At 62.6% G+C, this 25,866-nt stretch carries 32 protein-coding genes; 5 read left to right on the forward strand and 27 right to left on the reverse strand.

The genetic code is table 11. The annotated features are described in order from the left end of the window. The first annotated feature begins 303 nt into the window (after positions 1 to 303). Both CG471_RS01930 and CG471_RS30000 read left to right on the forward strand, forming a co-directional pair. The gene (locus CG471_RS01930) at positions 304 to 1,056 is read left to right on the forward strand and encodes a DNA-processing protein DprA (RefSeq protein ID WP_218964221.1); all 753 of its coding nucleotides are present in this window, start codon (positions 304 to 306) and stop codon (positions 1,054 to 1,056) included. Further along, a complete protein-coding gene (locus CG471_RS30000) occupies positions 1,053 to 1,706 on the forward strand; it encodes a phosphoribosyltransferase (protein WP_143560124.1) in 654 nt (217 codons plus the stop codon). The genes CG471_RS01930 and CG471_RS30000 overlap by 4 nt, the downstream gene beginning before the upstream one ends. Here the strand turns inward: CG471_RS30000 and CG471_RS01935 are convergent. Then, positions 1,699 to 2,160, reverse strand: coding sequence for a hypothetical protein (locus CG471_RS01935; RefSeq protein WP_099230223.1), 462 nt, complete (start codon positions 2,158 to 2,160; stop codon positions 1,699 to 1,701). The two genes, CG471_RS30000 and CG471_RS01935, sit on opposite strands and share 8 nt — an antisense overlap. 73 nt (positions 2,161 to 2,233) lie before the next feature. Between CG471_RS01935 and CG471_RS01940 the strand changes: the two genes are divergently transcribed. Together CG471_RS01940 and CG471_RS01945 are read left to right on the forward strand one after the other, a co-directional pair. Beyond that, positions 2,234 to 2,509 (forward strand): hypothetical protein, encoded by a 276-nt coding sequence (locus CG471_RS01940; protein ID WP_143560125.1) that lies wholly within the window; start codon positions 2,234 to 2,236, stop codon positions 2,507 to 2,509. 140 nt (positions 2,510 to 2,649) lie between these two features. Then, a complete protein-coding gene (locus CG471_RS01945) occupies positions 2,650 to 2,940 on the forward strand; it encodes an integration host factor subunit alpha (RefSeq protein ID WP_099230227.1) in 291 nt (96 codons plus the stop codon). 165 nt (positions 2,941 to 3,105) lie between these two features. Here CG471_RS01945 and CG471_RS01950 read toward each other — a convergent pair whose 3' ends face one another. From CG471_RS01950 to CG471_RS02010, 13 genes are all read right to left on the reverse strand, one after another. Continuing rightward, the gene (locus CG471_RS01950; RefSeq protein ID WP_099230229.1) at positions 3,106 to 3,321 is read right to left on the reverse strand and encodes a hypothetical protein; all 216 of its coding nucleotides are present in this window, start codon (positions 3,319 to 3,321) and stop codon (positions 3,106 to 3,108) included. A gap of 94 nt (positions 3,322 to 3,415) precedes the next feature. After that, positions 3,416 to 3,664, reverse strand: a complete 249-nt coding sequence (locus CG471_RS01955; protein WP_099230231.1) for a hypothetical protein — start codon at positions 3,662 to 3,664, stop codon at positions 3,416 to 3,418. Further along, entirely contained in the window at positions 3,661 to 4,218 is a 558-nt protein-coding gene (locus CG471_RS01960) for a lysozyme (protein WP_257211394.1), read from the reverse strand. The genes CG471_RS01955 and CG471_RS01960 overlap by 4 nt, the downstream gene beginning before the upstream one ends. Continuing rightward, the gene (locus tag CG471_RS01965) at positions 4,215 to 4,658 is read right to left on the reverse strand and encodes a hypothetical protein (RefSeq protein WP_051125419.1); all 444 of its coding nucleotides are present in this window, start codon (positions 4,656 to 4,658) and stop codon (positions 4,215 to 4,217) included. The genes CG471_RS01960 and CG471_RS01965 overlap by 4 nt, the downstream gene beginning before the upstream one ends. Positions 4,659 to 4,745: 87 nt before the next feature. Beyond that, complete coding sequence (locus tag CG471_RS01970) at positions 4,746 to 6,146, reverse strand: GDSL-type esterase/lipase family protein (protein WP_099230235.1); 1,401 nt, start codon at positions 6,144 to 6,146, stop codon at positions 4,746 to 4,748. Positions 6,147 to 6,149: 3 nt separating this feature from the next. Then, positions 6,150 to 6,485 (reverse strand): hypothetical protein, encoded by a 336-nt coding sequence (locus CG471_RS01975; protein WP_099230237.1) that lies wholly within the window; start codon positions 6,483 to 6,485, stop codon positions 6,150 to 6,152. 3 nt (positions 6,486 to 6,488) lie between these two features. Then, positions 6,489 to 9,071, reverse strand: coding sequence for a hypothetical protein (locus CG471_RS01980; RefSeq protein WP_099230239.1), 2,583 nt, complete (start codon positions 9,069 to 9,071; stop codon positions 6,489 to 6,491). Then, a complete protein-coding gene (locus CG471_RS01985; RefSeq protein ID WP_099230241.1) occupies positions 9,068 to 9,481 on the reverse strand; it encodes a hypothetical protein in 414 nt (137 codons plus the stop codon). The genes CG471_RS01980 and CG471_RS01985 overlap by 4 nt, the downstream gene beginning before the upstream one ends. A gap of 12 nt (positions 9,482 to 9,493) precedes the next feature. Continuing rightward, a complete protein-coding gene (locus tag CG471_RS01990; RefSeq protein ID WP_099230243.1) occupies positions 9,494 to 11,446 on the reverse strand; it encodes a hypothetical protein in 1,953 nt (650 codons plus the stop codon). Between the two features lie 4 nt (positions 11,447 to 11,450). Continuing rightward, complete coding sequence (locus CG471_RS01995; protein WP_099230245.1) at positions 11,451 to 11,864, reverse strand: hypothetical protein; 414 nt, start codon at positions 11,862 to 11,864, stop codon at positions 11,451 to 11,453. 3 nt (positions 11,865 to 11,867) lie between these two features. Continuing rightward, a complete protein-coding gene (locus tag CG471_RS02000) occupies positions 11,868 to 12,524 on the reverse strand; it encodes a hypothetical protein (RefSeq protein ID WP_099230248.1) in 657 nt (218 codons plus the stop codon). Next, positions 12,524 to 13,129, reverse strand: coding sequence for a hypothetical protein (locus CG471_RS30480; RefSeq protein WP_099230250.1), 606 nt, complete (start codon positions 13,127 to 13,129; stop codon positions 12,524 to 12,526). Before CG471_RS30480 ends, CG471_RS02000 begins: the two co-directional genes overlap by 1 nt. Then, on the reverse strand, positions 13,129 to 16,425 hold the full coding sequence (locus CG471_RS02010) for a phage tail tape measure protein (RefSeq protein ID WP_099230252.1): 3,297 nt from the start codon (positions 16,423 to 16,425) through the stop codon (positions 13,129 to 13,131). The genes CG471_RS30480 and CG471_RS02010 overlap by 1 nt, the downstream gene beginning before the upstream one ends. Before the next feature lie 46 nt (positions 16,426 to 16,471). Here CG471_RS02010 and CG471_RS30010 point away from each other — a divergent pair, with 46 nt between their 5' ends. Further along, complete coding sequence (locus CG471_RS30010; RefSeq protein ID WP_143560127.1) at positions 16,472 to 16,972, forward strand: hypothetical protein; 501 nt, start codon at positions 16,472 to 16,474, stop codon at positions 16,970 to 16,972. Positions 16,973 to 17,028: 56 nt separating this feature from the next. Here CG471_RS30010 and CG471_RS02015 read toward each other — a convergent pair whose 3' ends face one another. From CG471_RS02015 to CG471_RS02075, 13 genes are read right to left on the reverse strand one after another with little or no spacing between them, the layout of a single operon-like run. Further along, positions 17,029 to 17,196, reverse strand: a complete 168-nt coding sequence (locus CG471_RS02015) for a hypothetical protein (RefSeq protein WP_218964222.1) — start codon at positions 17,194 to 17,196, stop codon at positions 17,029 to 17,031. A gap of 44 nt (positions 17,197 to 17,240) precedes the next feature. Next, complete coding sequence (locus tag CG471_RS02020; protein ID WP_099230257.1) at positions 17,241 to 17,699, reverse strand: hypothetical protein; 459 nt, start codon at positions 17,697 to 17,699, stop codon at positions 17,241 to 17,243. A gap of 1 nt (position 17,700) precedes the next feature. Next, positions 17,701 to 18,141, reverse strand: a complete 441-nt coding sequence (locus tag CG471_RS02025) for a phage tail tube protein (RefSeq protein ID WP_099230259.1) — start codon at positions 18,139 to 18,141, stop codon at positions 17,701 to 17,703. 2 nt (positions 18,142 to 18,143) lie between these two features. After that, entirely contained in the window at positions 18,144 to 18,524 is a 381-nt protein-coding gene (locus tag CG471_RS02030; RefSeq protein ID WP_143560128.1) for a DUF3168 domain-containing protein, read from the reverse strand. Between the two features lie 43 nt (positions 18,525 to 18,567). Continuing rightward, on the reverse strand, positions 18,568 to 19,011 hold the full coding sequence (locus tag CG471_RS02035) for an HK97 gp10 family phage protein (RefSeq protein ID WP_099230264.1): 444 nt from the start codon (positions 19,009 to 19,011) through the stop codon (positions 18,568 to 18,570). Between the two features lie 3 nt (positions 19,012 to 19,014). Next, entirely contained in the window at positions 19,015 to 19,368 is a 354-nt protein-coding gene (locus CG471_RS02040; protein ID WP_099230266.1) for a head-tail adaptor protein, read from the reverse strand. Next, entirely contained in the window at positions 19,368 to 19,970 is a 603-nt protein-coding gene (locus CG471_RS02045) for a hypothetical protein (RefSeq protein ID WP_099230268.1), read from the reverse strand. The genes CG471_RS02040 and CG471_RS02045 overlap by 1 nt, the downstream gene beginning before the upstream one ends. Continuing rightward, positions 19,970 to 20,269: a hypothetical protein gene (locus CG471_RS02050; protein WP_099230270.1), complete on the reverse strand. Its 300-nt coding sequence runs from the start codon at positions 20,267 to 20,269 to the stop codon at positions 19,970 to 19,972. The genes CG471_RS02045 and CG471_RS02050 overlap by 1 nt, the downstream gene beginning before the upstream one ends. Before the next feature lie 49 nt (positions 20,270 to 20,318). Beyond that, entirely contained in the window at positions 20,319 to 21,635 is a 1,317-nt protein-coding gene (locus CG471_RS02055) for a phage major capsid protein (protein ID WP_257211395.1), read from the reverse strand. Between the two features lie 22 nt (positions 21,636 to 21,657). Further along, on the reverse strand, positions 21,658 to 22,326 hold the full coding sequence (locus CG471_RS02060; RefSeq protein WP_099230272.1) for an HK97 family phage prohead protease: 669 nt from the start codon (positions 22,324 to 22,326) through the stop codon (positions 21,658 to 21,660). Further along, the gene (locus CG471_RS02065; protein ID WP_099230274.1) at positions 22,313 to 23,590 is read right to left on the reverse strand and encodes a phage portal protein; all 1,278 of its coding nucleotides are present in this window, start codon (positions 23,588 to 23,590) and stop codon (positions 22,313 to 22,315) included. Before CG471_RS02065 ends, CG471_RS02060 begins: the two co-directional genes overlap by 14 nt. After that, a complete protein-coding gene (locus tag CG471_RS02070; RefSeq protein ID WP_099230276.1) occupies positions 23,587 to 25,461 on the reverse strand; it encodes a terminase large subunit in 1,875 nt (624 codons plus the stop codon). The genes CG471_RS02065 and CG471_RS02070 overlap by 4 nt, the downstream gene beginning before the upstream one ends. After that, a complete protein-coding gene (locus CG471_RS02075; RefSeq protein WP_099230278.1) occupies positions 25,418 to 25,819 on the reverse strand; it encodes a hypothetical protein in 402 nt (133 codons plus the stop codon). Before CG471_RS02075 ends, CG471_RS02070 begins: the two co-directional genes overlap by 44 nt. Positions 25,820 to 25,866 lie beyond the last annotated feature (47 nt).

Raw genomic sequence — 25,866 nt, forward strand, 5'->3', positions numbered from 1 at the left:
CGTGGACGCGCGCGCTCGATCGGCAAGGATGCGTCGGGATCGGTTGCTGTCGCGATGTCGGGGGGTGGTGAGTCCAGCTGGGTTCGAACCAGCGACCTACTGATTAAAAGTCGGTAGAAATGCCAATCTTTTCAATGCCAATTTCCACATGTTACCCCTTTTGTTCACGGACGCAATAGTGCGGCATTGCCGAACTTGTCGAAATGGGCTGAAACGTCAGTAGGCCAGCCATCAGCCGAGCCGCCTTTTGCGATCGGCCAATCTTCGCGTATGGTTCGCAGAGTCGGTAAAAAGGGAGGGCTTATGGGTGCCGAGCCGATGACCACAGATTTAATAGGACACCGTTCCCGCTACACCCCGCCGGTTTATTCGGAAGAGAGTGATTTGCGGGAGATCCTCCATCGATCTGGCCGCGGGGCGATGGCCGCAAAGCAGTACGACATGCTTGATCGCTCCAATTCGCACTCAGGCACGATACCCATTTATTATGCTGGAGATATCGACCTTCTTCTAAGGCCATGCGTTGCCGTTATAGGCACACGTAAGGTGAGCGAGATTGGTAAGCGCCGTGCCAATCGGTTTGCGCGCGAGCTTGCGGAAGCTGGCGTGGTGGTTGTTTCGGGGCTTGCGGATGGAGTTGACACTCAAGCCCTGGGCGCAGCTATGACAAATGGCGGCAAGGTTGTCGCTGTCATAGGCACGCCCTTGGACAAAGCTTATCCCGCCAACAATGCCATCTTCCAAGAGAAGATCTACCGAGATCACCTTCTTATCTCACAATTCCCGAATGGTAGCCGCACATTCCAATCCAATTTCCCTGCTCGAAATCGAACCATGGCAGCGGTATCTGATGGGAGCGTGATAATCGAGGCTTCTGAAAGCTCTGGCACACTGCATCAGGCTGCTGAATGTGTGAAACTGGGAAGGTGGTTAGGAATTTCTAAAGGAGTTGTAGAAGATCATCGGCTGACTTGGCCGAAAAAATTTCTGAGCTACGAAAAATGCATCGTGCTCGAGAGTACGTCTTCCTTCATAGAGAGGATTTATAGTAAATGACGATAAATATACATCCTGTCATTTATTATCGAGCAAAGAGTGAAGATTGGACAGATGGCTGGCAGCAGTTTGACTGGGTTGCACTAAACCTTGTTAAGGCAATAAAACATAAGGCGTTTAACGGTACATCGCGGATTCCGATGAAATCGGGGGCGACCGTAACAATTGATTCGACAGATAATGGCAGAAAAAGGGCGCTTTCTTTATTGTCAACGTCAATTGCCAAAAAGATCGTCAGCGCAGGCTATTCGGACGTCCTTGTAATTCCTATTCCCGCCTCGGATCATGTCGCGCCCGGCGCTTCTTTCACGGGCGGTAGAATTGCAAACGCCATTCAGGCTTTTAATCCAAAATTGATCGCAACACCGTCACTCTACTTTTCGCAAAAGCTGCCCAAAAGCTCTGAAGGAGGTGGACGAGATTCCGCTCTGATCGAGATGAAGCTGCGCGGCGGGGACGATATCCCCGCAGGATCGGAAATTGTTTTGCTCGATGATGTATTTACCACCGGTGCTCATATGCGAGCGGTTACTCGATATCTGAGAAAAAAAGGGCACACTGTAAAAGATGGTTTCGTAGTTGCGCGGACACGATGGCAACGCCCTGAACGGATGCTCCAGGCAGAGTCCGAAACATGTACTTTCAGCTAGGTCGGTCGAATTTTGATGATCGACATGGAAAGATGTCACAGAATTCGTCTACCGGCTCGGCTGGCACCTCGTGCGGCCGGCGCATCATCTTGCCGCTCCTGGTCGGCTGGGGCAGGGTGGGGGCCGTCCCATCAGTCGCCACCCGGATGATCGCGCCGAAGCTGTCCGCCTTATGGAAGATCGCCTTGATGTCGGGGAGCAGGTTGCGGGCCCAGTCGGCATGGGTCGGGCTGACATATCCAATCTGCCGGCCGCGCTGCGAATAGACCGAGACGGCTGGAACACCCTCCACCAGCCGCTTGAGCGGCCGAAGGGTGACACGCTCCCCGGCGATGCACCGATCGATCTCAGCCTGGCGCCGCAGCGCGCATTCGGTGCGGAAGTCGGCCCCGACGATCGCCAGCCCGATCGACGGGACGGCGGCCGGCCGATCACGGTCAGCGGAGATTCTCATGGGGGGAACATAATGCGAACATGTGTCGGATGGAAGGGTTGACCGAATCGCGAACGAAGCGCGAACATGGGGCATGCCTGACGATACCCTAATCCGCGACTTCTGCCGGCAGAACCGCCTGTCATTCCGATGGAAGACGCGGATGGATGGCAACCGGGCGCATGCTCACATCACGGTCAAGCGCGGCGATGAAACGCTATATGATGTCGGGACGAACGGGATAGGCAGCGAGCAGGGCGCGCTGGATATACTGTCGGGATGGGCTATCAAGCGCATCACAGAGCCGCCAAAGCCAGACACGATATCGGGCTGGACGCACGCCAGGCCGAAGCATCGCGAAGGGGACTGATGAATCGCCTACTGCTCACCCTTAAGTTCTGGCTGATCGTCGTGGTGTCGGTCGCTGGGTCGCGATCGGGATCGCCACCAGATGACCTTGCCATCTCCTTGTAAAATCGACATCAAATACAGAATTAAACTGAGGGCAGCATGAGCGAACTCTTGACTTTGACGCGCGCTGATATCGCGCATTCAATCTATCGGCACACAAGATTGCCGCGGGGGCACTGCCAGGGGATGGTCGATTCGATCCTTCTGCACATTGCTGATGCGTTGGCGGCTGGCGAGAACGTCAAGATTACCAACTTCGGCACCTTCGTACTGCATGACAAGGGCGAACGCCTCGGTCGCAATCCGAAGAACGGGGTTGAGGTTTCGATTGCGCCACGCCGGGCGGTGACATTCCGGGCAAGCAGAGCGCTTCGTAACGCGGTCGCGTAGCTTGTGCTAAAGTCTGATGCTCCGAGTGATCTACATCACGTTAACCATATTGTAGCTTCGTTATCGTCGCCCTAAAGGGGCGGATATGCCAGACGGAGCATCAGATCTAATCGTCTACCTAGTGGCGATCTTCATCGTCAGCATGGCGTTCCGTCACCTACGCAATCAGGGCTGACGACGAGGGTCGGCCATGTCTTGGCTTTCGATACCCCGTGCGCTATCGAGCGCTGGCTCCTGGCGCACCTTATCGTCATCGCGGCGCGCGTCAGGGGCACGCTTGACCGCCCGGCCGAGCGCCTTTGCAGCGGTCACGACATAGCCCAGCGCCTCGAATGCCAGCCCGACCTTGCCGAGCCCGCGCGTGATCTTGCCCAGTCCCATTAGCGCGCCCTCGTCAGATAGTTCGCCAGGATGCAGGCGCCGCCGCCGAGAAGCGCCACGGTGATCCAGAAGGCGGTCATGATGTCGATCAGGCTCATGTCTGCGGATCCTGTGCAGGAGGATTGGCGGGCGGCGCGTTGGCGAGGCTCTGGCCCATGCGATCAAGGCTCCGCTGCTGCCAGCGCTCCTTGATAGCGTTGATGATGGCCATAAGGATCGCGGTCCATGCCGATGCCTCGCCCGCGCTGTTGTCGCGGATCGCAAGGCCCATCAGCACCATGACGCCGATCGAGATAATGCCGAGCAGGACGATTTCGGAGAAGTGGTCGTTGGGGGAGGTCATGCTTGCCCCCGATACATCTTCGCCTCGGCTTCACGTCGCCGCGTCAGGCCCGCCATAACTGCGCCATTGGCCTTGTTCCAGCGAGCGAACTGTGCCGCTGCGCCTGCATGGTCGCCAGCCTTGTGCAGCCGCAGCAGGGTGCTGTCACGGAAGTTGCCGATCCCGACATTGTAGGCCAGGGACACCATGGCATCGAACTGCGCCTGGCTGGTGGCCGCTGAGCCGATCAGCGCCGACACGTCATCGCCGAACGCCGCGATATCCTCGCCGAAGCGCTTGTCCGCCTGATCTTGCGTCCATACCACGCCCTTGTAGATGCCGGGCCCGGTAGCCCCGTATCCGATGGTCCACGGGTCGCCGCCGGTTGCGGGGTCGGGATAAGCCGCCAGCTTGCAGCCCTCGAATGACTTGATGAGTGCCTGCCCGGCTGACGACACGTAGCGGCCAGTCTTCATGCCCAGCCTTGCGGCAATGGTGTTGAGCGTTACCGGACCGAGAACGCCGTCTGCCTTCACCCCGATGAAGGTCTGGATTTCTTTCAGAGACGCCATCATTCACCTCCCAAGGGCCGCTTGCCCGTTGCGATGTCATGCAGGGTTCGCTCCGCGCTCAGTTCGGCCTGCACTTCTTCGCGGATGGCCGCCTTGCGACGCATGGCTTCGTCGGTGATCACATCGCCCACCTGGCGGACGAACCGATCTGTATAGAGTTTGACGATGCGATCCGCGCCAACGGTTGCGCCGGCCGTGATCAGCGCAGCCCCCTCGCCATCGACACCGGCCCGACTGATCATCCAGTAGGATATCAGCGCGACCATCGGCAGGATCAGCAGATCAGCCAGAACCAAGGTCGGCTTGATCTTCACGCCCTTCTTGATGAGGAGCGCATATTTGGCGAGGAAGCCGAACGACAGGCCAACCCATATCCAGCCATATTTGGCGATCAACGCCTCGCCCCAAGGCGTCATCGTCATTGCTCCCTGTTGTGTGTTCATGGCTACGTTCCTATTCATCGCACCGACCCAAGCGTGACGACGCGCGGGTTGCTGGCTGCTCAGCGGTTGCCAGCGATCCCGCGCTCGTTAAGCCACCTTGCGGATCTGAACATCGGTGAGAGTGAAGGTACCCGACGCCGGACTTGCAGAAGCATTGAAGGCCAGCTGCAGAAGCATATTCAGACGTTGTACGCCTGCTGGAAGCACGCGCGTCCTTGTCTTCATAGTAATGGGGTGCGGGGTTGTTATGTCTCCCACGCCCACACCGCTCGCGACTTTTCCGTCAGACGAAAGAAAGTTTGCGGTTCCGTCAAAATCCTGGAGGATAAGGGCGGGGTTGCTGAAATTGACAGCATCAGCCCAGGACAAGCTGCAACTAAGCTCCACGCTGTCCCCAGCAGCAAAACCTGACACGATGTTCGGCCCTTGCAGCTGCACCACTTCATTCGATCCTTGCCCCGCCGCCATGTCGACGACGAACTGCAAGGCGTTTCCAGAAGCCGCGTCATATCCGGCAGCCTGCGCCACGGTTGAAACAACGACCTCGCCTATGGGAGGGCCTGAAGCATTAACCGCGCGCGACACGTTCCAGTTCTGCGGCACCGTTCCAGAGACGCGTGTAGCTACGCCACCACTTGTCGTTCGGAACGATACATTTGCTCCGCCCAGGTTTCCGAGCGGGTTGTAAGTCGCGTCATAAAGATCATCAGTGGGCGAGAAGGGCGGTATGGAAGGGAACAGCGGTGATATGACCGACCATATGCGCCGCGCCATGAAAGCGGCACCGCGACCATTAGGATGGAGGCCATCTGACATTACAGTCAATGAACCGAAGCCGCTCCCAGACGCTGGATCAACGAAATCTCTGTCGCAATCGACAAGGTAGAGCGGCACCAATGGCGAGAGAGAAGCGCGCCATAGCTTCAGCTGCTGGTTTACCCATCTGATCTCGCGCGCAAGCTGTGCTTGACCCGTGTTGTCGGTGATCGGGTTCCAACCAGTGCCGGCCCGGGGGAGGATCATGATCAGTACCACCGCCTTACCTGCTGCCAGGGCTGCCGTAGCCATGGCTATCAGGTTGGCAAGCGTCTCCTCCTTGGGAATTGTGCGAGGTCGGCTAACCGTTGGCCCGGCCTGGCCAAAGATCATGTCGTTGGTCCCGCCCAGCAGGAACATCATGTCGAAACCGCTGTAGTTGGCGGCTACGTCGATATCGTACCGCGCCGCCATTTGACGCGTGGTGTTGCCGGGAACACCCTTTTCGTAAGCCAGCCTGAAGCGCTGTCCGCTGATCCAGTTCAGGTGCGTAAAATATCCGGAAAGACCATTTCCCGTCTCATTTGGGGCGCTCGGATTGTCATAGCTGTTGTAATGCGTGATTGAATCTCCGAACAACATGCACCGAGGCATAAGCGGACGGCCCATTGCCGCAGCCGCCAATTCCACCTTCGCGCTGCCAACGAGAACGGCTGCTACAAGGTCAGCCATGGCTCAGGCCTCCCAGATCGTGACGGCTGCGCCGAGCAGCAGGCCGCTGAGGTAGAGCGCGTTGATAGGACATTCCGGGCCGCTGAAATCATTCGCCACCCCGCCGAACAGCGGGACGCCGCCCGTCGCGCCGGACACTATTTTGAGGATGCAGTCGGACGGCGGGATTATCTTGATCCCCTTCCTCGCCGCGTTCGCCGCGATGACGCTGGTTGTCCCAGCCGCCTGACCAGCGGAGAGCGATGCGACCGATACATCGGTATATTGTGATCCTGTCGTCATTTTATCCTCGATCTGTTTGCGCAGCTTTCGCGATATGTCGGTTGGCGGGAGGGCCATGGATCAAGCTCCAGTCTGGTCGCCGACAGCGACGCCGGCAGTATCGGTGGCGGGGTCGGGTGCGGCCTTGGTGCGCCAGGTGCCGGCGGCGGTGGGCCACAGGGCGAAGCCGCTGATGCGCAGCGGCTTGTCGTAAGTGATCGAGGGGAAATTGATGCCGCCACCTTCAGGGATTGCGAAATCAACACGGACAAAGCTGTCGGAGAATTGGAGGCCCTGCATTTGACCATCGGGGGTCAGCTGAAGCTGATACTCAAGCACCTCCCCAATGCTCATGTTGAGATTAGCCTTAAAGCCAGCCGGTGCCCGCGCTTCGATGAATGTATCCGCACCGCCGTTCATGTCGCCCACGCGCAGGTTGCCATTGACCTCAAAACCCCGGTCGACCGTCGCGAATGCCACCGGTGTGCTGAAGCCATGGACCGGCGCCGCCATGTCCATATTGCCCACCGCAACGGCGGCATCGCCGACATTGACGACAGGCACCGTCCCGAACGTATTGAGGTTGCGCGCGCCGGACACTTCAACATGGTCGACGCTGGCGCCGTTGAGCCTGACCGCCCCCTGCATCGTGCGGCTCGCGCCAGCGCGGGTGTCGATCGCTACCGGCTCACGGATGAACAGGCCGCGCTTGGCGCCCCAGACATCGACCGCGTAGCCGCGCGCGCTGACCAGCCCGCAATTGACTGCCTTGATGTAGCCCACGCGGCCCGAACAGTCGTCCAGCCGGACGGCGCTCTTTCGGACGCCGGTGATGACCGTGCCATCCGGGATCAGCACATCGTCATAATTGTTGATCCAGATCGCGTCTTCATAATGACCCTCGATCCGGGGCGGTGCGTCGAACGTCAGGCCATACAGGCCAGTGACACCGGGGGAATGGCAGCGGATCGCGTTGACCGATGATCCATCACGGGGGATCAGATTATGTGCGGTCAGATCCTCGTCGTGCGGCATGGTGAGCGTGCAGCGGCCGATGCGGACATTGGCGAAGTAGTAGACATCTATGCACGCCTGAATGCCGATAATCTCACCGATGCTGATGTTCAGCCATTTGCCATCGAAGGCGTTGTCCTCAAACCCGTCGTAAAAATGCGACGCGGTGAAGATGCGCCGCAACATCGCACGCGCGGCTTCGCGATCGGCGGGATTGGTCAGGCCGGGCGTGCGCTCTTGGGGCGATAGGCCGGTAGTGTAGTCAGCGAAGATGCGCGCAATATGGATGTTGCGGACGCGATCGAGCCGCTGATGCCCCTCGCAGTTGACACCTGTCACCCAATAGCCGTTGCCTTCGATATAGACCGGCCCGACGTCCGCATATTCGACGTTGAAAAGGCTCAGCGCCTCTCTGAATACGTCCTTCGTATGCAGCCTTTCGATCGTGCAGCGCGCGACATATTCTTCGCCGTACACGCTTGCCGCCTTGCCGATCTCGACGCCGGAGCCGCGCATGTTGATGCAGGTGATGTTGCCGAGCGAGATGGTGCCGCTGGCCTTGTAGGCCGTGAAACCGGCCTGAAACTGGTAGACATTGGCCTCGTTGAAGACGCCGGCACCATCGCGCCCATCATCGAAGGGGATGCCGCCCGGATTGCGCTCGGCATCATACATGTTGCCATTCAGCGTCCACTTGCCGATCAGCCCAGCGTTGCGAAGATCGGGATATTTCCATGTGTGGTGACCAAAGATCGTCGGCGCATTCTTCACATGGTCCGCCGCCTTGATCATGAGCTCAGCGCCGTCAGACTCCCCGAGCAGATCGGGGACAGAGGTCAGGACACCGCGCTGAAACGTGCTCCCCGGATCGGTCGGATCAGTCGCGCCCTGGCCTTCGATCAGATAGACGCCGGTCCCTTCCTTCCAGAGCGTCCAGAGGCCCAGGCCGCGCTCGTAGCAGACGCGCATCGTCTCCTCGATCGCCGCCGCGCTGTCCTGACCCGATCGCGCTCCCAGCATCTTGGCGTCAGGCACATCGACCGCAAGGCGGAAGCCGCGGCCATTCTTGCTTAGAGCGCTCGATCGCGGATGGTCCGCGACGTAGGCGGCATCGACCGAAGCGTCATAGACATAGCGCGCCGCGCCGATGCCCTTGACCGAATGGCCACTGGTCTGCACCGCATCCATGCCCAGCGGGATCCACCGCCCGGCCAGATCGGTGAAGAGCGAGACAGCCAGCACCTTGAGCGTGGCGCGGTCGGAGTAGGGGACTTCCTCCGCGCTGGACGGCCCGGTCTTGACCCCGGAAAACCAGCGCCCGCTGCCATCGGTCGCCCACACGTCGAAGGCATCGCCGGTTTCCAGATCGGGATCGGCGGCGGCGGCCGCCAGGCTGCCATAGCGAAAGCCCCACACCTGGTCAGACGCGACCTGCGCGCCGGCCTGCGAAGTGGACGCGCCATCGAGCGCTTCCACCTTGCTGGCGGCGGCATCGACGGCGGCGGCCTGCGCGGCCTGTGCATCGGCCGCCACGCCGGCGACCTTGCCGTCGATCTCGGCGGTCGCGGTGCCGACATAGCGTGCGAGCAGGTCGACGCTCTGCAGCTGGACGACATTCTGCTTCGTCACCAGCTCGAAGGAAGCGGTCATATCTGGGTGCTCCCCGGCACGATGATGAAATTACCCGCGAACCAGCGGGCCTTGCGCATGCCCACGACGGTGATCAGCATGTCCCAGGACAGCTTGATCTCGGCGCCGGGCTCGGTGCCGTTGGATGCGAAGGGCAGCAGCTGCTCGATCGTCGTCTCGTTGATCAGCATCCGGATCGTGCTGACCGGCACGCCATCGTCGTCCGCGACCGATACCGACAGGCCCTGGGCGAGCGGCACCGTCTGCTCGAGGCTGATCAGCGGATCGCCGGGCGCGTCGGGATAGAGCCGCACCTGCGCCTTCAGCGCCGCGCCGGTCAGGTCGACGCCACGAATGATGATCTTGTCATCGTACGGCACCCAGCGCTTGGCGCGCAGGTGCAGCACCGCCGGATCGGTCGGATTGGACATGGTAGCTCCGGTTCAGGGGATGTCGGCGGCGTCGAGCCGGTTGAGGATCGTGGTGATGTCGGCGGCGGTGTATGTGCCGCCCAGCTGCGTGGCATTGCCTGCATTGGTTGCCGTGTCGGCCGTCGCCGCCGACGCGGCGGTCAGCGTGCCGACCGTGACCGGCCCGAGGATCAGCCAGTCACTAAGCCCGAAGGCCGAGCGGTAGCGCACGCCCACCTGATAACTCGCGCCCGATGCAAGGCCGGTGAATTCCTTGCCGGTGCTGTCCGATCCGGCGGAGAACTGGTCCGCCCATGCGGTCGCACCGTTGGGACGATAGGCAAAGTCGATCGAGGTGGCGCTGGGAGATTCACATGCGCCCGCGATCACGATCGAGGGGACATCGCCCGTCCCGGCGCTCGCAGCCCAACTGCCGGCGTCTGGTGTGTCCATCGTCGGCGTCGACGTGCTGTCAGTCACCGGCGCCGGCACGCCGACCTGTGACAGCGCCAACGGATGCTTGTCAGGATCCTCGGTGCGCAGCGTCAGGGTGACGGTTGCGGTGGTGGGATCGAGCGCGCGCTTGATGATGATCACATCCTTGCCCGCGATCCAGCCGAACGACTTGGCGCCTTCGTCGATGTGCAGGCAATCGCCGGGAAGGAAGCCGATCCAGCGCAGCTTGAGCGGCAGGACGATCGGACTGGCCTCGCGCGCATTGGCGATGTCATAGGCGGCCAGCTGCGCCGCCTGGTCCGGCGTCTCGCCCGCCCTGCACTGGACCATGGGATAGGTGACGGCCTTGGTCCGCTCGCGCCCATCCTTGGCCAGATAGGCGGCAATCTGCACCGTGCCCGCCGGCACCTGCTCCCAGAAGTGATCTTCGCTGGTATATTTGGGCGTGATCCCGTTGGGCCGGTCCCGCATCGTCTGGCAGGTGGAGCTGGAGCCCTCGCCGATCAGGTCATCTTCATAGATGGTGGCGATCGGCACGCGCGGAGCGTTGATATAGCCCGACAGGATCGCGCCGTGGCGGATTGGCTCGCCGCCGCCCGCCTGGCACAGCGCCTTCATTACCTCCCATTTGTCATCCGCCGTGGTGACCCGGCCGCCCGACTTCCAGCCATTGGCGTCGGCGATATTGGCATTCTCGACAAAGGTCGCGACGTCGATCGCGTCGATGCTGAGCCCCGCGCCGCCGACGCGGATATTGTTGGGGCCCTGATGCCAGCCCAGCGCGAAGGTCAGCGCCTGTATCCAGCCATTCTCGCTATAGACCCATGTCGTCTGGTCATCGGCGCGGCAAGGGCCATCACCCCCTGGGAATGTGCTGTCCTGGCGCGGGTCGTAGCAAAGCACCCATTCGCCCAGCCAGTTGAGCTGGGGCGTGCTGGTCAGCGTCTCGTCGCCCTTGCCGTCGAACAGCAGGCTATTCATCACGGCGGCATAGCCGGACAGCTTCGAACCGCTGCCCCAGCCCGGTGGCGTGCCGACCCCGTTGGACAGCGCCATCGCCTCGGGGCAGGCGCCATATTGAACGTCCTGCCAGATGCGCGGCTGACCGCCGATGGTATAGTGACCAAACAGCCCGCCCGAGAAGCTGATCGGCTCCTTCTCCATATAGGTCTGGGTGATGGCATGGACCGGCCCACAGCCCGACAGGACGCTGACGATCGTGTCATAGGCGTTGTCGCGGCCGTGCTGCTTGCGATAGCGAATGTCACCGCTGGCGAGCGTGCGGCCGAACAGGATCGGGATCGGAGAATCCGGGTCGGCCGTCCAGGTCGTCTGCACCCCGCCGACGCTCGGCTTCTTCGCCGTCATGGCGCCGACGATGCTGGCTTCCATCGCGACCGCCGTGGCGAAGGCCGACGCGGTCGCGGCCGACACGCCCAGCGCGCCGGCCAGCAGGGTCGATCCGCCCCCGGTCGGGATGGCAGCGGCAATGGCGACGGCAATGGCCGCGACCTTCAGGGCCTTGGACATGGGGTCAGCTTCTCCAGGCCGCGAGCAGCTGCACGGGCTGCACGATCGCGGCGCCGTCCAGATCTTCCAGCCAGCACAGCACGCGGCCATTGTTGATGCAGATGCCGAAGCATCCGAAGGGCGGCTCGCCCGGAATCTCGACGATATCGCCGATGATCCGCATGGCGGGCGTGATGCGGCGACCCGGCAGCCAGGCGTCGAGGCAAGCCGCGCCGCTGCCACCATGACGGCGCAGGAAGCGCATCAGGCCGGTCGCGCTCTTCCACGTCCCGCCTTCGCCGATGCGCGGGCGGTGGCCCATGGCGCGCAAATGGCTGATCACCATCTTGCCGCAGTCATGCGTGCCGATCACGAGGGCTTGCCCCGCGAACCGGTTGACGGTCTGCAGGGTGGCGTTGCGCCGCTTGGCTAAGTCCATGGTCTAGAAGCTGGCCTGTCGGTTGGTGTCGATTGCCTGGCGCACGGCCTTCCAGCCGGTCACCTTCTCCACCCCGCCGGTGGGCGGGTTCGTACCCCAATATCCATTCTCGGCAACGCCGGTGACATGGTCCATGCCCGCTTCATCGGGCCAGACGCGGCGATGAAAGTTGCTCGACATCACCCGGTCCTCATCATTGAGCATCAGGTAGTCCATCTCGCTCACGATATCGAAATCGACCGAGCATTTGCGCAGCCCGAATGCGTGGACGGGCACATCCACTATGCCGCGCAGCGGGACATAGGGATCGCCGATCGACAGGCCGGTCGCATCATCGCGCGCGCCGACCATGACCGTGACGACAGACCCCTGATTATCGGGGTCGGACATCAGTGCCGCGGCTTCATCGCTTTCGGCCAGGATGGTGATCGACGTACCGGGCGCCTCGTCGCCAAAGCCATCCTCGATCTCGTCGATCGATTCCCACGATCCGAAACCGTCGACATGGCCATAATAGTCCTGCCCGTCGATCTCGATCTCTGCAGACCCGTCGAGCAGGCGCACGTCCAGGCCCTCGGGCAACTGCATCCGCAGTGCGCCGAACATCGTGACGCGCGCGCCGGCGAACGCGGCGTCGAGTGCTGGGGATAGGATGGTCATCAGGCCCGCTCCAACACATCAAACACCAGGCCCACGGTCCGTTGCATGTCGATCGGCCATGAGAAATTGTCGCCCACGATCCACCCGGCGATGACCGGGCGGCGGATTTCGACCGCTTCGCCGCCGAACAGCTTGCGACGTAGCGGGCGAGTGATCGGGACGATGCCTGCGCCATTGTCATCCAGGATCGTCTGGGCGGCCGCGAAATACAGATAGGGGTGACCGACGCGCTCGACATTGAACGCCTGCCCCTGGCGGATAACGTAGCGAGGTGTCGCGCCGGTGATCGTTACGAAGCGACCGCCGGCATGGGCGCCGCTGATTGTGATGCCGTTGCCAGGCGTCCCGACCACGAAATCTACCTGCGGATATTCGAACAGCGCGCCATATTCCTTGGCCATCTGCGCCAGCGCGACCAGCTTTCTGCCGTCGGGCTCCATCCGCTCAGGCGGCAAAGTGAACTTACCCGTATGGCCACCGCCCAGACGGCCGACGCGATTGGTGAAGCCGCCCATCACCGGCTGCTGCAGGACGCCGGGATCCGGCATGCCAGGCTCGGCCAGCTGCACGCGGATATCGCGCAGGTCGACGGGATCGAAGGACATCAGCGGCGCCCGTACATACGCTGTGCCCGGCGATCACGGCGGCGGTTGCTGGCGTTGACGGCGCCGGTGGCATTCTGGCGGCTGATCGGATCGGCGACCATGGCGGCGCGTCCGTCCACCACGACGTCGAAATAGGGGGAGGGGACGATCTGGGCGATGCCGCCGCCGACTGGGCCGCTGTCTTGACCCTGGTGACGCACGGCAAATTCTTCGTTGCTGGACATGCGGAATGCCACGACATTCTTGTCCACGCCCGACATGCCGCCGACCGGCTTCATCCAGCCGTTGGTGCCGTTGGCAAAGCCAGGCAGTCCGGCAAAGGCCTTCGACACCGCGCTCTGATTGATCACAGGGCTGGACGATGCGGAAGATTTGCCGCCGCCCAAGATGGTTCCCAAGCCCTTAGCAATCGAGCCGAATACACTCCCTGAATTCCCCCCGCCACCAAGTGAGGATGCGCCCTGGCCGAACGCCTGCTTGAACAGCGAGAAGAGCAGATCGCTGATGCTGTTCAGGCCCTGCTCCATGCCGCGCACTGCGACATCCTTCCACCAGTTCGAGGCGAAGCCCTTAAGGTCACCGTCGAGCGCGGCGCGGGCTGCCCCCTTGATGGTGTCGCGCCATTCGCCCTGCTGGCGGGCAAGTTCCATCTCGCTGTCCTCCGCCGTGGCCTTTTCGCGTGCGGCGCCGTCGGTGAAATTCTGAGCCTTCAACTGCTCGATCCGGCGTTCAATGTCATAGCGGCGCTGCGCTTGGCGAATTTGCTCTTCGGTATCCCCGCGTGCCTTCATCACATCGATCCGGCGCTGAGCCTCATCCTGCGCCAGCCAGCGGGCGCGACCAGCCGCGCGGGCAGCATCGACCTTCGCCTGCTGTTCCATGGCCATGGCGGTCGCCTGCTCCAGCCGCAGCTTCTGGTCGGTGATGTCGACCAGCTGGCGCTCGAAGAACAGAATGCGATCCTTGATCTCCAGCTCGCGCTCCAGCTGTAGCGACCGTTCATCGTCGCCGGACAGTCGCGCCATGTCGAGTTCGACCGACTGGCGCTGGTCGGCGATCTCGCGCTGCGCGGCGACGCGGCGGGCCGCGGCGATGGTTGCCAGATCGGCCTCGGCGGCCTTCTTGGCTTCCACAGCGGTCAGGCCCGCGTCCTCATAGTCCTTGATCTGGCGCTTGAGGTCGATCTGATCCTGCAGGCGCTGGACGGTCGCTTCATCGCCGCGCAGCTGCGCCGCGGCCAATTCAGCGTCCAGGCGCATCGCCTCGCGACGATCGGCAAGCTCTTCCTTCGTCGGCCCTGAACTGCCCCGGCCGCGCCCGCCGCCAGACCCATTGTCGTTCGCGGCGGCGGTCGGCGTCACCACAACCGGCTTGACCGCCGGCGACGCGAGCACTTGCCTATGGGCGGCGATCAGATCCTGCTCTTGCTGATAGACCGCACGCCAGTCCGACCGGGCCGCATCCATCGCGCGGTCCTGTTCCGACCGGCCACTATTGTCGCCGCCGCGCCCGCCGCGACGCGTCGAGAGGGCGACGCGCTCATTATACTGCACCGCGCGCCGCTCGCGCGAGCCAGGCACCGTTTCATAGCGGGTGCGGGTTTCAGTCCGGTAGCCGGCGCGGGCATCGCGCGCGGTCTGGATGATCGCCGCCTTGCGCACTGCCAGCTCGGCCTGCGCATGGCGGAACGCCTCGTCCGCCGCGCGCTTGTGCGCATCGGCCAGACCGTTGACGCCCGAGGCGATGCCGGCCGAATTGTCCTTTGCCATGATGGCCTGATATTCGGCCTGGAACTTGTTGGCCGCGCTCTGCGAATTGGCAAGGCCGTCCGCCTGCGTCGCCGCCTCCGCCGTCGCCTTGCTCATTCCATACAGTGCCAGCGCGATGCCGCCGATCACTGCAGCCCAGGGCATCAGGAACGCCATGGCGGCGCGCAGCGTGGTGAACCCGACGGCGGCCCCTGTAGCAGCGGTCCCGCTCGCGGCGGTCGCGGCGGTCGCGGCGGTCGCGGCAGGCACGAACCGGCCGACCAGCAGGACGGCGAGCCCGGTCCACATCTGGATCGCCTTGCCGGTGATGACGACGAGCGGGCCGACGGCGGCGGTCAGGCCTAGAATGGTGCCGATGACCAATTGCACGGGCTGCGGCAACGAGGCGAAGGCGGCGACGGTCGAAGCGACGAGCGTCAGCACCTTCGTGATCGCGCCCAGAATGCCGCTGTCACCCAGGGCGATCGCGGCCGCCTCGAAGGCCTTCTTGACCTGCGTCACTGCGCCAGCCCAGCCCTTCATTCGGGCTTCCATCTGCGTCTGGGCCGAAGCCTTGTCGATCTCGGCGCGGACCTTGGCTATTCCGTTGGCGCCCTGGTTCATGAGGCCGATCGCGGTGCGCATGGCGTCGGTGCCGAAAATGTCGGACAGCACTTCGCTCTTCACCTGGTCATTCAGGCCGCCCAGCCGATCTTGCAGGTTCTGGGCGATATCGCCGAGCGACTTCATGTTGCCCTGGGCATCATAGAAGGACAGGCCATAGGCCTCGATCGCTTCCTTTGCCTGCTTGGAATTGCCGGGCAGGGAGGTGAGGAACGTCTTGAAGCTGGTGCCCGCGTCTGATCCAGAGGCGAACAGGGACGAGGTCGCGGCCAGCGCGACGTTCATGTCTTCGAACTGGACACCGATGCCGCCCGCAACGCCGCCGGCCTGGCCGATCGCAAGGCGATAGTCGTCAAAGCCCATCTTGCTGACCAGCATGGCGCCGGTCATCTTGTTGACGATGCTGTCGGCATCACTGACCTGACGACCGAACTGCTGGATGATGTCGGTCACCGCGTCGGCGGCCGGCGCGAACTCCGCGCCGTTCGCCGCCGCCAGTCGCAGCGTCGCCTCGGTCGCGCCGCCCAGGATCTGCTGCACGTTGAGGCCGTTCTTGGCGAGCATCTCCATGACATCGGCCGTTTCGGCTGCCGACGCGGTGAAGCTCTTGTCTTTGCCCAGGTCGATCGCGCGCTGCTTGAGCGCGTCGAGCTGCTTGCCGGTGGCGCCGGTGGCCGCTTCCACGCGGTTCATCGCGCTCTCGAACTTTGCCGCCATGCCCAGCGCTGCGCCGCCGACGGCGAGCAGGGGGAGGGTGACGGCGACGCTGATCGACTTGCCGACATTCTCCATGCGCTGGCCCATGCGCTCAAGATTGCGGTTGGCGCGCGCCATCTGCCGCTCGGCGTCGGTCAGGCCCTTTTCAAAGGCAGCGGTGTCCATCCCGAGGATGACGCGCAGCTGGCCGATGACAGAACTTGGCATAGCACCCCCAGCACGCAATGCTCGCGAATCCAATCAGGAGGCGAGAATGAGGCAATTTACGGTTTCAGCACTGGTGCTGGCGTTAGCCGGATGCACCGCAGAGAAGGGCGACGATCCGATCCGAAAAACGGACACTTCGAACTCGCTGGAGAAATCTCCAGGCGATGGATTTTTCTACACAATTTCCGCGTCGCCACTGGCAACGGGGGAGTATCCAAGATTCATAGTCAGATGCGAACACGGGCGCGTGACTGGCTTCCAGATGCGTACCGTGCTTTCGCCGTCTAAGCCGCCGCCGCTGGCAGGAACGATAGGCGGCTTCTCATTCGACGGTAGCGATCCCCAGCGAATTGAACTCGGCTGGCTTACAGGCGATGGATGGATTGCGCGTGATGACGATCGCGATGATGGAGCGCAGATCGCCTCCCGGTTTTATGCCTCCAGCGCAGTGACGTTTTCACCGCCAGCAGGATACGGTCTGAAAGACATCACATGGTCAGTGCCGGCGCCCGCACCTGAAGTAGTGGCCGCTTGCGGCAAACCATAGGCTTGCCTTGCAGCGTGTAATGAGGATTTCCCGGGGGAGAGCAACGAGGGGCCACGTCACCCCCGGGATTTCTTGCCATCGAGAAAATTGCCCCATGCCGCCGCCTGCTTCTTCCAGGACCGGGCGCGGGTCGCGCGCTTCGGCTTATCGGCGTTGCGCAGCTCTTTCTGCAGGTCAGGCAGTTTCTTGACGCGCTGGTAATAGGCCGTGCGCCAAGCGGTCATGATGGCAAGGTCCATCTCCGCTCGGCGCCGCGACGATGCAGCCTCTACGGCTTGGGCGAAGAGCCGCGGCGTTTGCCGCCAGAAGGCTTCTTCCGGCTGCCCGATTTCGATCCAGATGCGCCAGCACTCGGCGATGTTCCATGGGCGGCTTTCGCCGCCGCCAGAGGGTCCGCGTCGCCGCCTTGGGCCGCCTCCGGGAAGCAAAGCAAATAGCTCTCTGCCAGCAACTCGCTGGCCTGCTCGCGACCGAGCGCCTGGATGACCTTGCCGGCGGTTCGGGGATCGACCGCGCCGTGATGCTCTTCCAGAGCCGCCTGCATGACGGTGATCATTGCGCTGGGCGAGGTCAGCACGCGAGTGCCGATGTCCTCGATCATATCCTTGAGCACCGTTTCGACGGCGGCGAGGGCGTTGAAATCGAACAGGAGGATGCCGCCCCCCTCGAAGCCGATCACATCGACCCCGGGGAAGGCGACCTCACCCTTATGCTTGTTGGCCAGCATATTACGGCGTCACCGGCGCGGGCGTGAGGACGGGCTTGCCGCTGATCTTGAAGGTCGCGGCGCCGGTCATCTTGTCATCGAGCGGCGTGGCGCGACTGTGGCTGGTGAAGAAGCCCTTGATATCGAGCGTCGCACCGTTCGGCCATTCGATCTGCCATTCCGACAGGCCGCCATTCTCGATCGTGTCGTTGACCGTGTCGTCGTCCGCCTCACCCGGGATCAGGTTATAGGTCAGCGTGGTTTCGCCGGCATCCTTCATGCCCGGCTTGAACTCGCGCCAGCGCTCGGGCGACGTGAAGTGGGTGAACTCGACCGAATCGATTGTGGTTTCCGGCGGCTCGAATTCGACCACCTCGGCGAGCGTGGTGTAGGTCGACGCACCGGTCTTCTTCTTGAAGAGGGTGCCATAGCCGATATCGGTGGCGTCAGCAGTCTCTGCCATCTCTATACTCCTGAAAGTTTCGAATGCCAGACGTCCAAATCGAGGCGGGCGCGGTGGACGACGCCACTGTTGACCGCCTGGTCCTCGTCCGTGCTGGCATCACGGTCGATGACGAAGATGCGAAAGCGATATCCGCCGAAGGTCGCGCGCAGGCCATTCAGCCCAGCCTTCCGCCCTGGAGGGGCCATGATGTCGGCGATGTCGCGGGCCTGCTTGAAGGTCGTGCCCCATGTGTCGATCTGGACGCGGGTACGGACCCAGCCGCTCGGCGCCGCAAGGTTCATCTGTTCGATCGCGCTGATGTTCCACAGGACGACAGACGGATAGGGGCGCCCCTGCGGCGACAGGCCCCAATCGACGCGGTTCGCGACGGCGGTAGACATCCCGGTCATAGCCAGGATGTAAGCGCGCAAAGCCTCCTCCATCTTAGCGCGCGTTCCGCGCCAGCTTGCGGCGGTGACGGGCCGCGGTGGCATTGACCTCGGCGCCCAGATCCTCCGCGAGATTGGTCAGCAGGGCGTCACTATGCTCATCCCACGCGCCGCGCATGTAGCCAGCGGGCGGATTGTTGATGCTGCCGAATTCCTGCGGTACGGCATGGCCGTGCTGATCCTTGCTCGGCCCCATATAGACCTCGACGGCCGCCTTGTCCTGGAACCGGCGCTTGCGCTGCCCTGGGCTGCCCTGCCGGGTGGAAATGATGATGCTGTCAGCGAGCTCACCACTATCCTTCGGCGCCTTCGCCTTGGCCGCGTCGCGCATCGGCTCCAGCCGTTTCTTGCCGAAGCGGGTGAGGGCAGCCTTGCCGGTCCCGCGCGGCAGTGATCGCAGCACCTCGTTGATCTCGCGCAGGCCGGTGATTTTGACCATGGGTCAGGCCTCCTTCGCGCGGTCCGGCCGGGCGGCGGTCGTGATCTCGATCACATCCTCGCGCTCGCGGCCTTCCTTGGTGCCTGTCACCGCATAGGTGACTCCCTTATGCTTGATGACGAACCCGCCGATGATGGTGCGGGTGAGGGCATCGGAGCGGACAGTGAATCGGGTGGTCAATTCCTGCGCGTTCTCGCCCGCGCGCAGGCGCTCGCCGTCCTTGACATCGACCTTCTTGGCCCAGCGCTTCCCGACTTCAGCAAGCGGACCCTGCACCGTCGCGGTGCCGTCATCGATCAGCCCGGCGTTCCAAATGGAGATGCGACGATCAAACTCGCCAGCGCTGCGCCGGGCCATCAGGCATAGACCCGGTACGGGGACAGCAGGTTTTCGACGGTGGTCGACATCGGGATGGATGTCGGCGCGATGTTCATATCGCTGGCCGTCTCGGTGAAACGATACATGTCCCCCACCATCAGCAGGATCGCTTGCTTGATTGGCTCGGGGACGTTCGGCGCGACCGGGTCGGCGCCGGGGTCGACCGCATAGCCGGCGCGGTAGCGGATGCGCACGGTCTCGGCATGGCCACGATAGGCGCCCGGCGTCGGCCAGGACTTGCCCCAAGCGCAGCCCAGATCACGGCCGAAAAGCTCATAGGTGTCTGGATCGACCAGCACAGGCTGGCCAGTGCCGTCAAGATAATGGACCGACACGATGTCCACGATCGGCTGATAGGGCAACCTGATCAGATCGCAGAAGCCGCACATGCGGGCTTCGAGCGTCTGGAGGCCAAGCGCCCGGCCAAGCCAGCCGTCGGGGCCGTCGATATGCTGGGTCGCGGCTTTCACCAGCCGCTCGACCATCTCGCGCTGCTCTTCGTCGCCATCGAGGCGCAAATGCTGGTCAGCCTCCTCCCACGTCACGATCGGCGCGGGAGGAGTGATGACGATGACGCGCATCAGGCGACCCTGGCCTCGCGCGCCAGCTGAATGGCAGCGACGATGTCATCCTTCTTGGTGGCATCGCCCAGGTCAATTTCTTCCTTGGCGGCCAGAGCTTTCAGCTCGTCGACCTTCATTTTGCCGAGGGACTGATCGTCGGCGTCATCCGACGAAGCGCCTTCCGGGTCGGTCACTGCGCCAATGGCGATTAGGTTGATAGCATCCGCATGGTCGAGCGCGATGGTGTCGCCGCGCTGATAATCACGGCCATTGTCGGTCATGGCGCGGGTGCAGATGAAATCTTTGGTGGCAGCCATATCTTCCTCCTGAGGTTGGGGCCGCAACATCGGCGGCCCCAGTTCCCCTTTACGCGCCGGTCGGGAACGCGCCGTCGACGAACGCTTCCGGGCGATAGACGGTGAACGCCAGCCGCTCTTCGGCCAGCAGCGTCACCATGTTCTTGCGGAAGTTGTCGCTGTCTTCGGTCGACACGAGCACCTGGCTCTGCATCCGATCGAAGAGCTGGGCGGCGCGCGCCCAGGCTCCGACGGTGAACTCGCCGAGCGTCTGCGCAACGGTGGTCACTACCGGGCGGCCCCAGAGCGTGGGCGCGAGCCCGCCCTGCGGATTGCCGATGATGTACCGGCCGAGCGTATCCTTCAGCAGTTCGATTTCAGCCCAGTCGGTCGGGTGCAGGACATGACCGTCAGCCGAATATTCGGCCAGCTCGACCTGGAGCAACGCCAGACGCAGCACATCGATCTTGGTCGCATCCGCCAAGGTGATCGGCGCAACATAGTCGGCCGCCTGGGGCTTGACGCCCAGCAGATTCTGGCCGGTGCCGCTGCCTTTCAGCAGCTGAGTGTCCTCGACCAGTGCAAGGCCGTAGCGCAGGCGATAGTCGATCATGGAACGCAGGGCAGGCGCGTCCGCCAGAATTTCCGCCGATGCAAGCATCCAGTGCGCGATCTTGCGCACCGGCGCCTGCTTCAGATCGAATTTCAGCGAGGATTCCGGCTTTGCGGTCGTTTCCGCCGTCATCCCTGCGGCGTTGGTGAAGCCGGTTTCCTGGACATATTCGACCGAGCTGGACGAGGTCTGCCCCGGAGCGACAAGCCCGCGGATGGTCAGCTTCTTGTCGGGCATCATCATCAGCGGCGACTGGACGCGCTCGGAGCGGACAAGATCGCCCGCTGCGCCATCCGTGTCGGTGGTGACCGACGTGATCGCCTTGACCTCGATGGCGACATTCTTGCCCGGCTGCGCGCCGTTCGGGAATGCCTGCTTATATTCGTCGCTGCCGACGAACTGCTCGCCGGGCGAGGGCTGGCGATCGTTGCTATTCCCGCGACGGTCGGCCTTCTGCTCCATTTCCGTCACGGCGGCCTTGAGTTCGGCGATCGACGTGAGCGCCTCGTCGGCGCGCTCTTTCAGGCTGGTCGTCAGCTGCTCGCCAGCCTTCGCCTTGCCGAGCGCTTCCTCCGCAATGGCTTTGACGTCGCTGGTCGCCTTCTCGAAAGCGGCCTTCGTTTCGGCGGCCAACTGGGCCATCGTCTTGCCTTCGGGGTGACCGTTGGGATCGCGCAGCAAGCGACCCATGCGGCGTTCGTTCGCGGTGAGCACGCCAATGAGCGCGACACCGATCATCCCGCGAGCAGCGCCCGCGAAAAGCGTCTTCTTCATGATTTTACCTTTCGGAAGGGGCTCAGTCTTCGCCCGTGAGATCTTCGATAGGCGCGCTGCGCATTGCTGCCCAGAATGCCGCCATGGGGTCCGCCGTGCCGTCAGGATCCCCCTGACCCTTCTTGAGGTGGATGCGCACGGCGCGCTCCGCCTCCGAGTTGGTGAGATCGAAGCCCTTCTTGAGCAACGTCTCCCATTCACGCTCGGTCAGCCGGTCCCCGGCCGCCAGGCGTCCCCGCAAATCTTCGACTTCTTTGACCCGCATGACGCGGGCCTTGTCATTCATGGCGATGGTCACGAGCGAAATTTCGTGCAGCGCGACCTCCAGCAACTGGCGCGCCTTGCCCTCGAACTTCTGGCGCACCGTGTTGTAGCCCATCGACAGGCCAGCGAGAGCGCCGCACTTCGCGTCTTCACGGGCCTCGCGCCCCGCACTGGTGGGCGAAAACCGGCCCTTCACCAGCAGCCCGTCTGACGTTTCGCTGAACCGGTTCCATACCCCAACCGGCCGCTTCTGGTCATGATAGAGCAGCATCGGGATCGACTTGCGCGAGGCAATCGATGCGGTGATAGCGCCGGGCATCACAATGTCGCCGCCATGATCGAGGTTGCCATACCCGACGGCGAGACCCTCGATATCGCCATCATCGTTGATGCTCTTCACGTCGAGCGCGAAATCAAGCTCGTCCATTTGCCCGTCCTTGTCCGGAGATTGCGTCGCGCAGAGGCACATCCTGCATCTGGATCATGAGAACATCGCCACCTTCTACCGGCGGCAATCCTTCCAGCGCGCGGATCTCGTTGCGCGTCATGAACTGCTTCATAATCTCATAGTAATCGGCGCGCCCCTTACTGTCGGCGCGAAGGAAGCCTTCGACATTGAACTCGATTGAGATGCCGGCCGCGAGGTCTGAAGGTGTCAGCAATTGCTTCTCGATCGCCGCCTCGATCCGCTTCAACCTCTTGCGCAGCTTGAATTTCATGACCGAATTCGTCTGGTCGGTGATGCTGCTACCAAGCGTCGTATTGCCTTCCGTCATGCCCACGAGGTGCGGGTCGACGTCGAAAATCTGGCAAATCTGCAGCGCACTCAGCTTGCGGCTGTCAATCAGCTCCGCATCCTTCGGACTTATTGACAACTGCTCCCACTTTAGGCCGCCGTCGATCAACATCGGGCGCCCGGCGTTCATGGATCCCATGAACTTCTCCTGGAGCAGTCTTTCCAGTTCTTGCCGCTGTTCCTTGTTGAGCGGAACGCCTTCCTTGGTCATGACCCCGCTCGGGCGGACACCATTGGCGAAAAGTTCGCCGGCAGCGCGATCCGAAGCTAACGCCTGTCCAAACGTTGCGGCGCAGGCGGTGATTGGCGATAGGCCGCCCAGCGGTCCACCCAACGGGCCACGAATATGCAGCACAGATTCCTGCGTCACACGGTAGTAAGAATTGTCCTGGGTCCAGCTATATTCGATATCGCCATTATCGAGCCGGCGTACGGCCATAAGCTGAGGCGGGACCGGGATCAGCGAGGTGATCCGACCATTGCCGGACCGCCGAATATGAGCAAACGCGTTGCCATGCAGCTCGATCGAGGCGGCTATGAACTCCCAGAAATCGAACGCGCTTTGATCGAAGTTCGGACTGTGGTGGAGCAGCGCATAAAGCCAGTGGGAACGATCCTCGACCGGAACACCAGACGGGCCTCTCCGGTAGATGACCAAAGGCAGCGAAGCGATATTGCCAGCCCAGAAATTCACGCATGCCCAGGTAGCCGACATCCCAATCACAGTGACCGGCGACACTCGCTCTCCAGCAGTGAAGCGATCCGGAAGCCATCCGTTGGGGTCGGTGATCGATAGTTCACGGCTGGTATAACCAGCGCTCTTGCGATCGACGGCGACGCCCCTCCATCGGGCTTCGGTGGCAGCTGCGCGGGCGGATAGCTTATACCCGCTCATGCGTAGCTCTCGATCCAGGCATCAACACTCTGGCCGCCATCATGGGCGACGGCTGCACCGACTGCCATGCAAAGCGCCACCGCTGCGTCGATCTTGTTCACGGCGCGCTCCTTTGCCAGCCAATAGTTGCCCCAGCGATCTGCATCGGTGACCGCGCTCATCATCGCCGATATCAGCACTGGATTGCGCCGGATCCGGATGCGCCGCTCCATCAGTGCGTCTTCCAATTCACGGACCGATCCAGGCATCCACAGGCCCTCCGGCTCGCGCTCGGCGGCTTCCGCCGCCTGTTTCATCGCTTCGGTAGGCTTGCCCTTCTTCGTGCCACCCTGAGGATGCTCAACAAATTCAATCGATAGGCCGAGATTGTGACACTCGGGCTCGAAGCCGCGCTTGAACGCGTACCGGTCATAGGCAACGCACTGGAGCGCGAAATCATGATCATATTCGGCGACTGCCTGGGCGACATGGTCGAACCGGATGCTCTGCCCCTTAGGGGCGTGGATATGACCGTCGCGCGCCCAAACCTCATACGGCGCCTTATCCCGCAAAGCCCTGGCTGACAGCGTGTCGCCGGGTGTCCAAGCCTCGATCCACGCGTCGAACGTCGGCTTGCTGACGATCTGCCTCTCGCCGTCGCGCTCGGCTTCGACCTCGATCTCGCCCGTTTTCACGACGGCAGCGAGGGCGGTGATGTCGCGGTTCTGCGACAAGTCCAGCCCCAGCCAGATCGGCGAGCCATGATGATCCGACAGGGCGAAGTCAGCGATGCAAGGCTCCAGCACCGCGCGGGACATCCATGCTGCGTCCGCGTCGGTCCAGACACAAAAATGCAGGCGAAGGATGCCGTTGAGCTTGCCGGGGATCGCCTTGGCCTGGTCGACCACGCCCTGCAGATAGTCGTTCGTCAGAATGGTGCCGAGCAGCGGATTCGCCTTTGCCCAGCAACTCGGGTCGTTCAGCGGATCGTCACCCGGATCGAGTGAGCAGACGAAGCTGAAGGTGCTGTCATCGATCGGCTCGCCAACATAGGCGAAGTCCTCGCCGGGGGTCGCCGTGCCGGCGGCGACGCGCACCGCGTGCTCATGCTCCTCATAGCAGATCGAATTTCGGTCGGTGCCGCTGTTCGTGATCATGAGCAGCAGCGGCTGGCGCCGAAATTTAAAGCCGCGCTCGATCATCTCCACCGCGTCGCGGTTCGGATGCTCGTGCATCTCGTCGGCCAGGCCGATGTGCGGGCGAAGACCTGACCCGGATTTCCCGGCGCTGCGGCTCAGCGGTCGGAAGAAAGAACTCTTCGGCAGCCAGGCCATGTTCCAGACCTTGCCGGGGCCGCCGCTTTTCGTGATCCGCTTTTCCAGATCGGGCGACTGCTCCACCATGGACACGGCATCGTTGAACAGGATGCGCGCCTGGTCGCGATGCGCTGCGACCGCATAGATCTCGGCGCCCGGCTCGTTGTCGGCCATCATGCCGTAGAGGCCGACGCCGCCGGCGAACGGCGATTTCCCGTTGCCCTTGCCCTCTTCAATATAGGCGCGGCGGAATCGGCGGGTGCCGTCTGCGCGTAGCCAGCCGAAGATCATCGACAGCTTGAAAGCCTGCGACGGGTGCAGGTTGAAGGGCTTGCCCTCGAACTGCCCGCCATTCAGGCGCAGCTTCGTCTCGAAGAAGCGCAGCACCCGATCGGCCTTCTCGACTGAATAGGTCAGCCCTCGCTTCGGCCCATGCTCAAGATCATCCAGATGGCGACGGCAGGCGTTGCGCACATGCGGACCGGCAACAATCTTGCCGGCGGTGACATCCAGGGCGAACTGGGTTCCCCGATCACTCGGAACCGAAGAACTCGTCTTCCTCCTTTTTGCTGCCATGGTCCCCACGATTGCGCTCGTCGGTCAGGCCCAGCTCGCTCATGTAGGCGCGCATCTGGCCGTGCTTCGACGCCGGGAAGCCGGTCGGGTTAAACATGAATTCCTTCCACAGCTCGCAGAAGGCGATCGCCGCTGGCTCGCGCGATCCGTCCAGCCATCCAGCCGGCTCAATGAATTTTTTCCAGGCGGTTGCGGCCGCGCCCTTCAGTGAAGCGGGTTTGACCAGCTTGCCGAACGAGGTTGCCGCCTCTTCCACCGCCTTACGCGCCGCCTTGCTATCGCCGTGCCGCGTGTTACGGTGCGTGCCATCCACCAGCCGCAGTTTTACAGCCTTGGGCTTCGCGCCGCGGGTCGCCATATTGGCCCTTTCAGACAATCAATCTGGTTTTGCGCGAATTTACCCCC

Origin of the sequence: Sphingobium sp. IP1, assembly GCF_002708645.1 — a bacterium.
GTDB classification, from domain to species: domain Bacteria; phylum Pseudomonadota; class Alphaproteobacteria; order Sphingomonadales; family Sphingomonadaceae; genus Sphingobium; species Sphingobium yanoikuyae.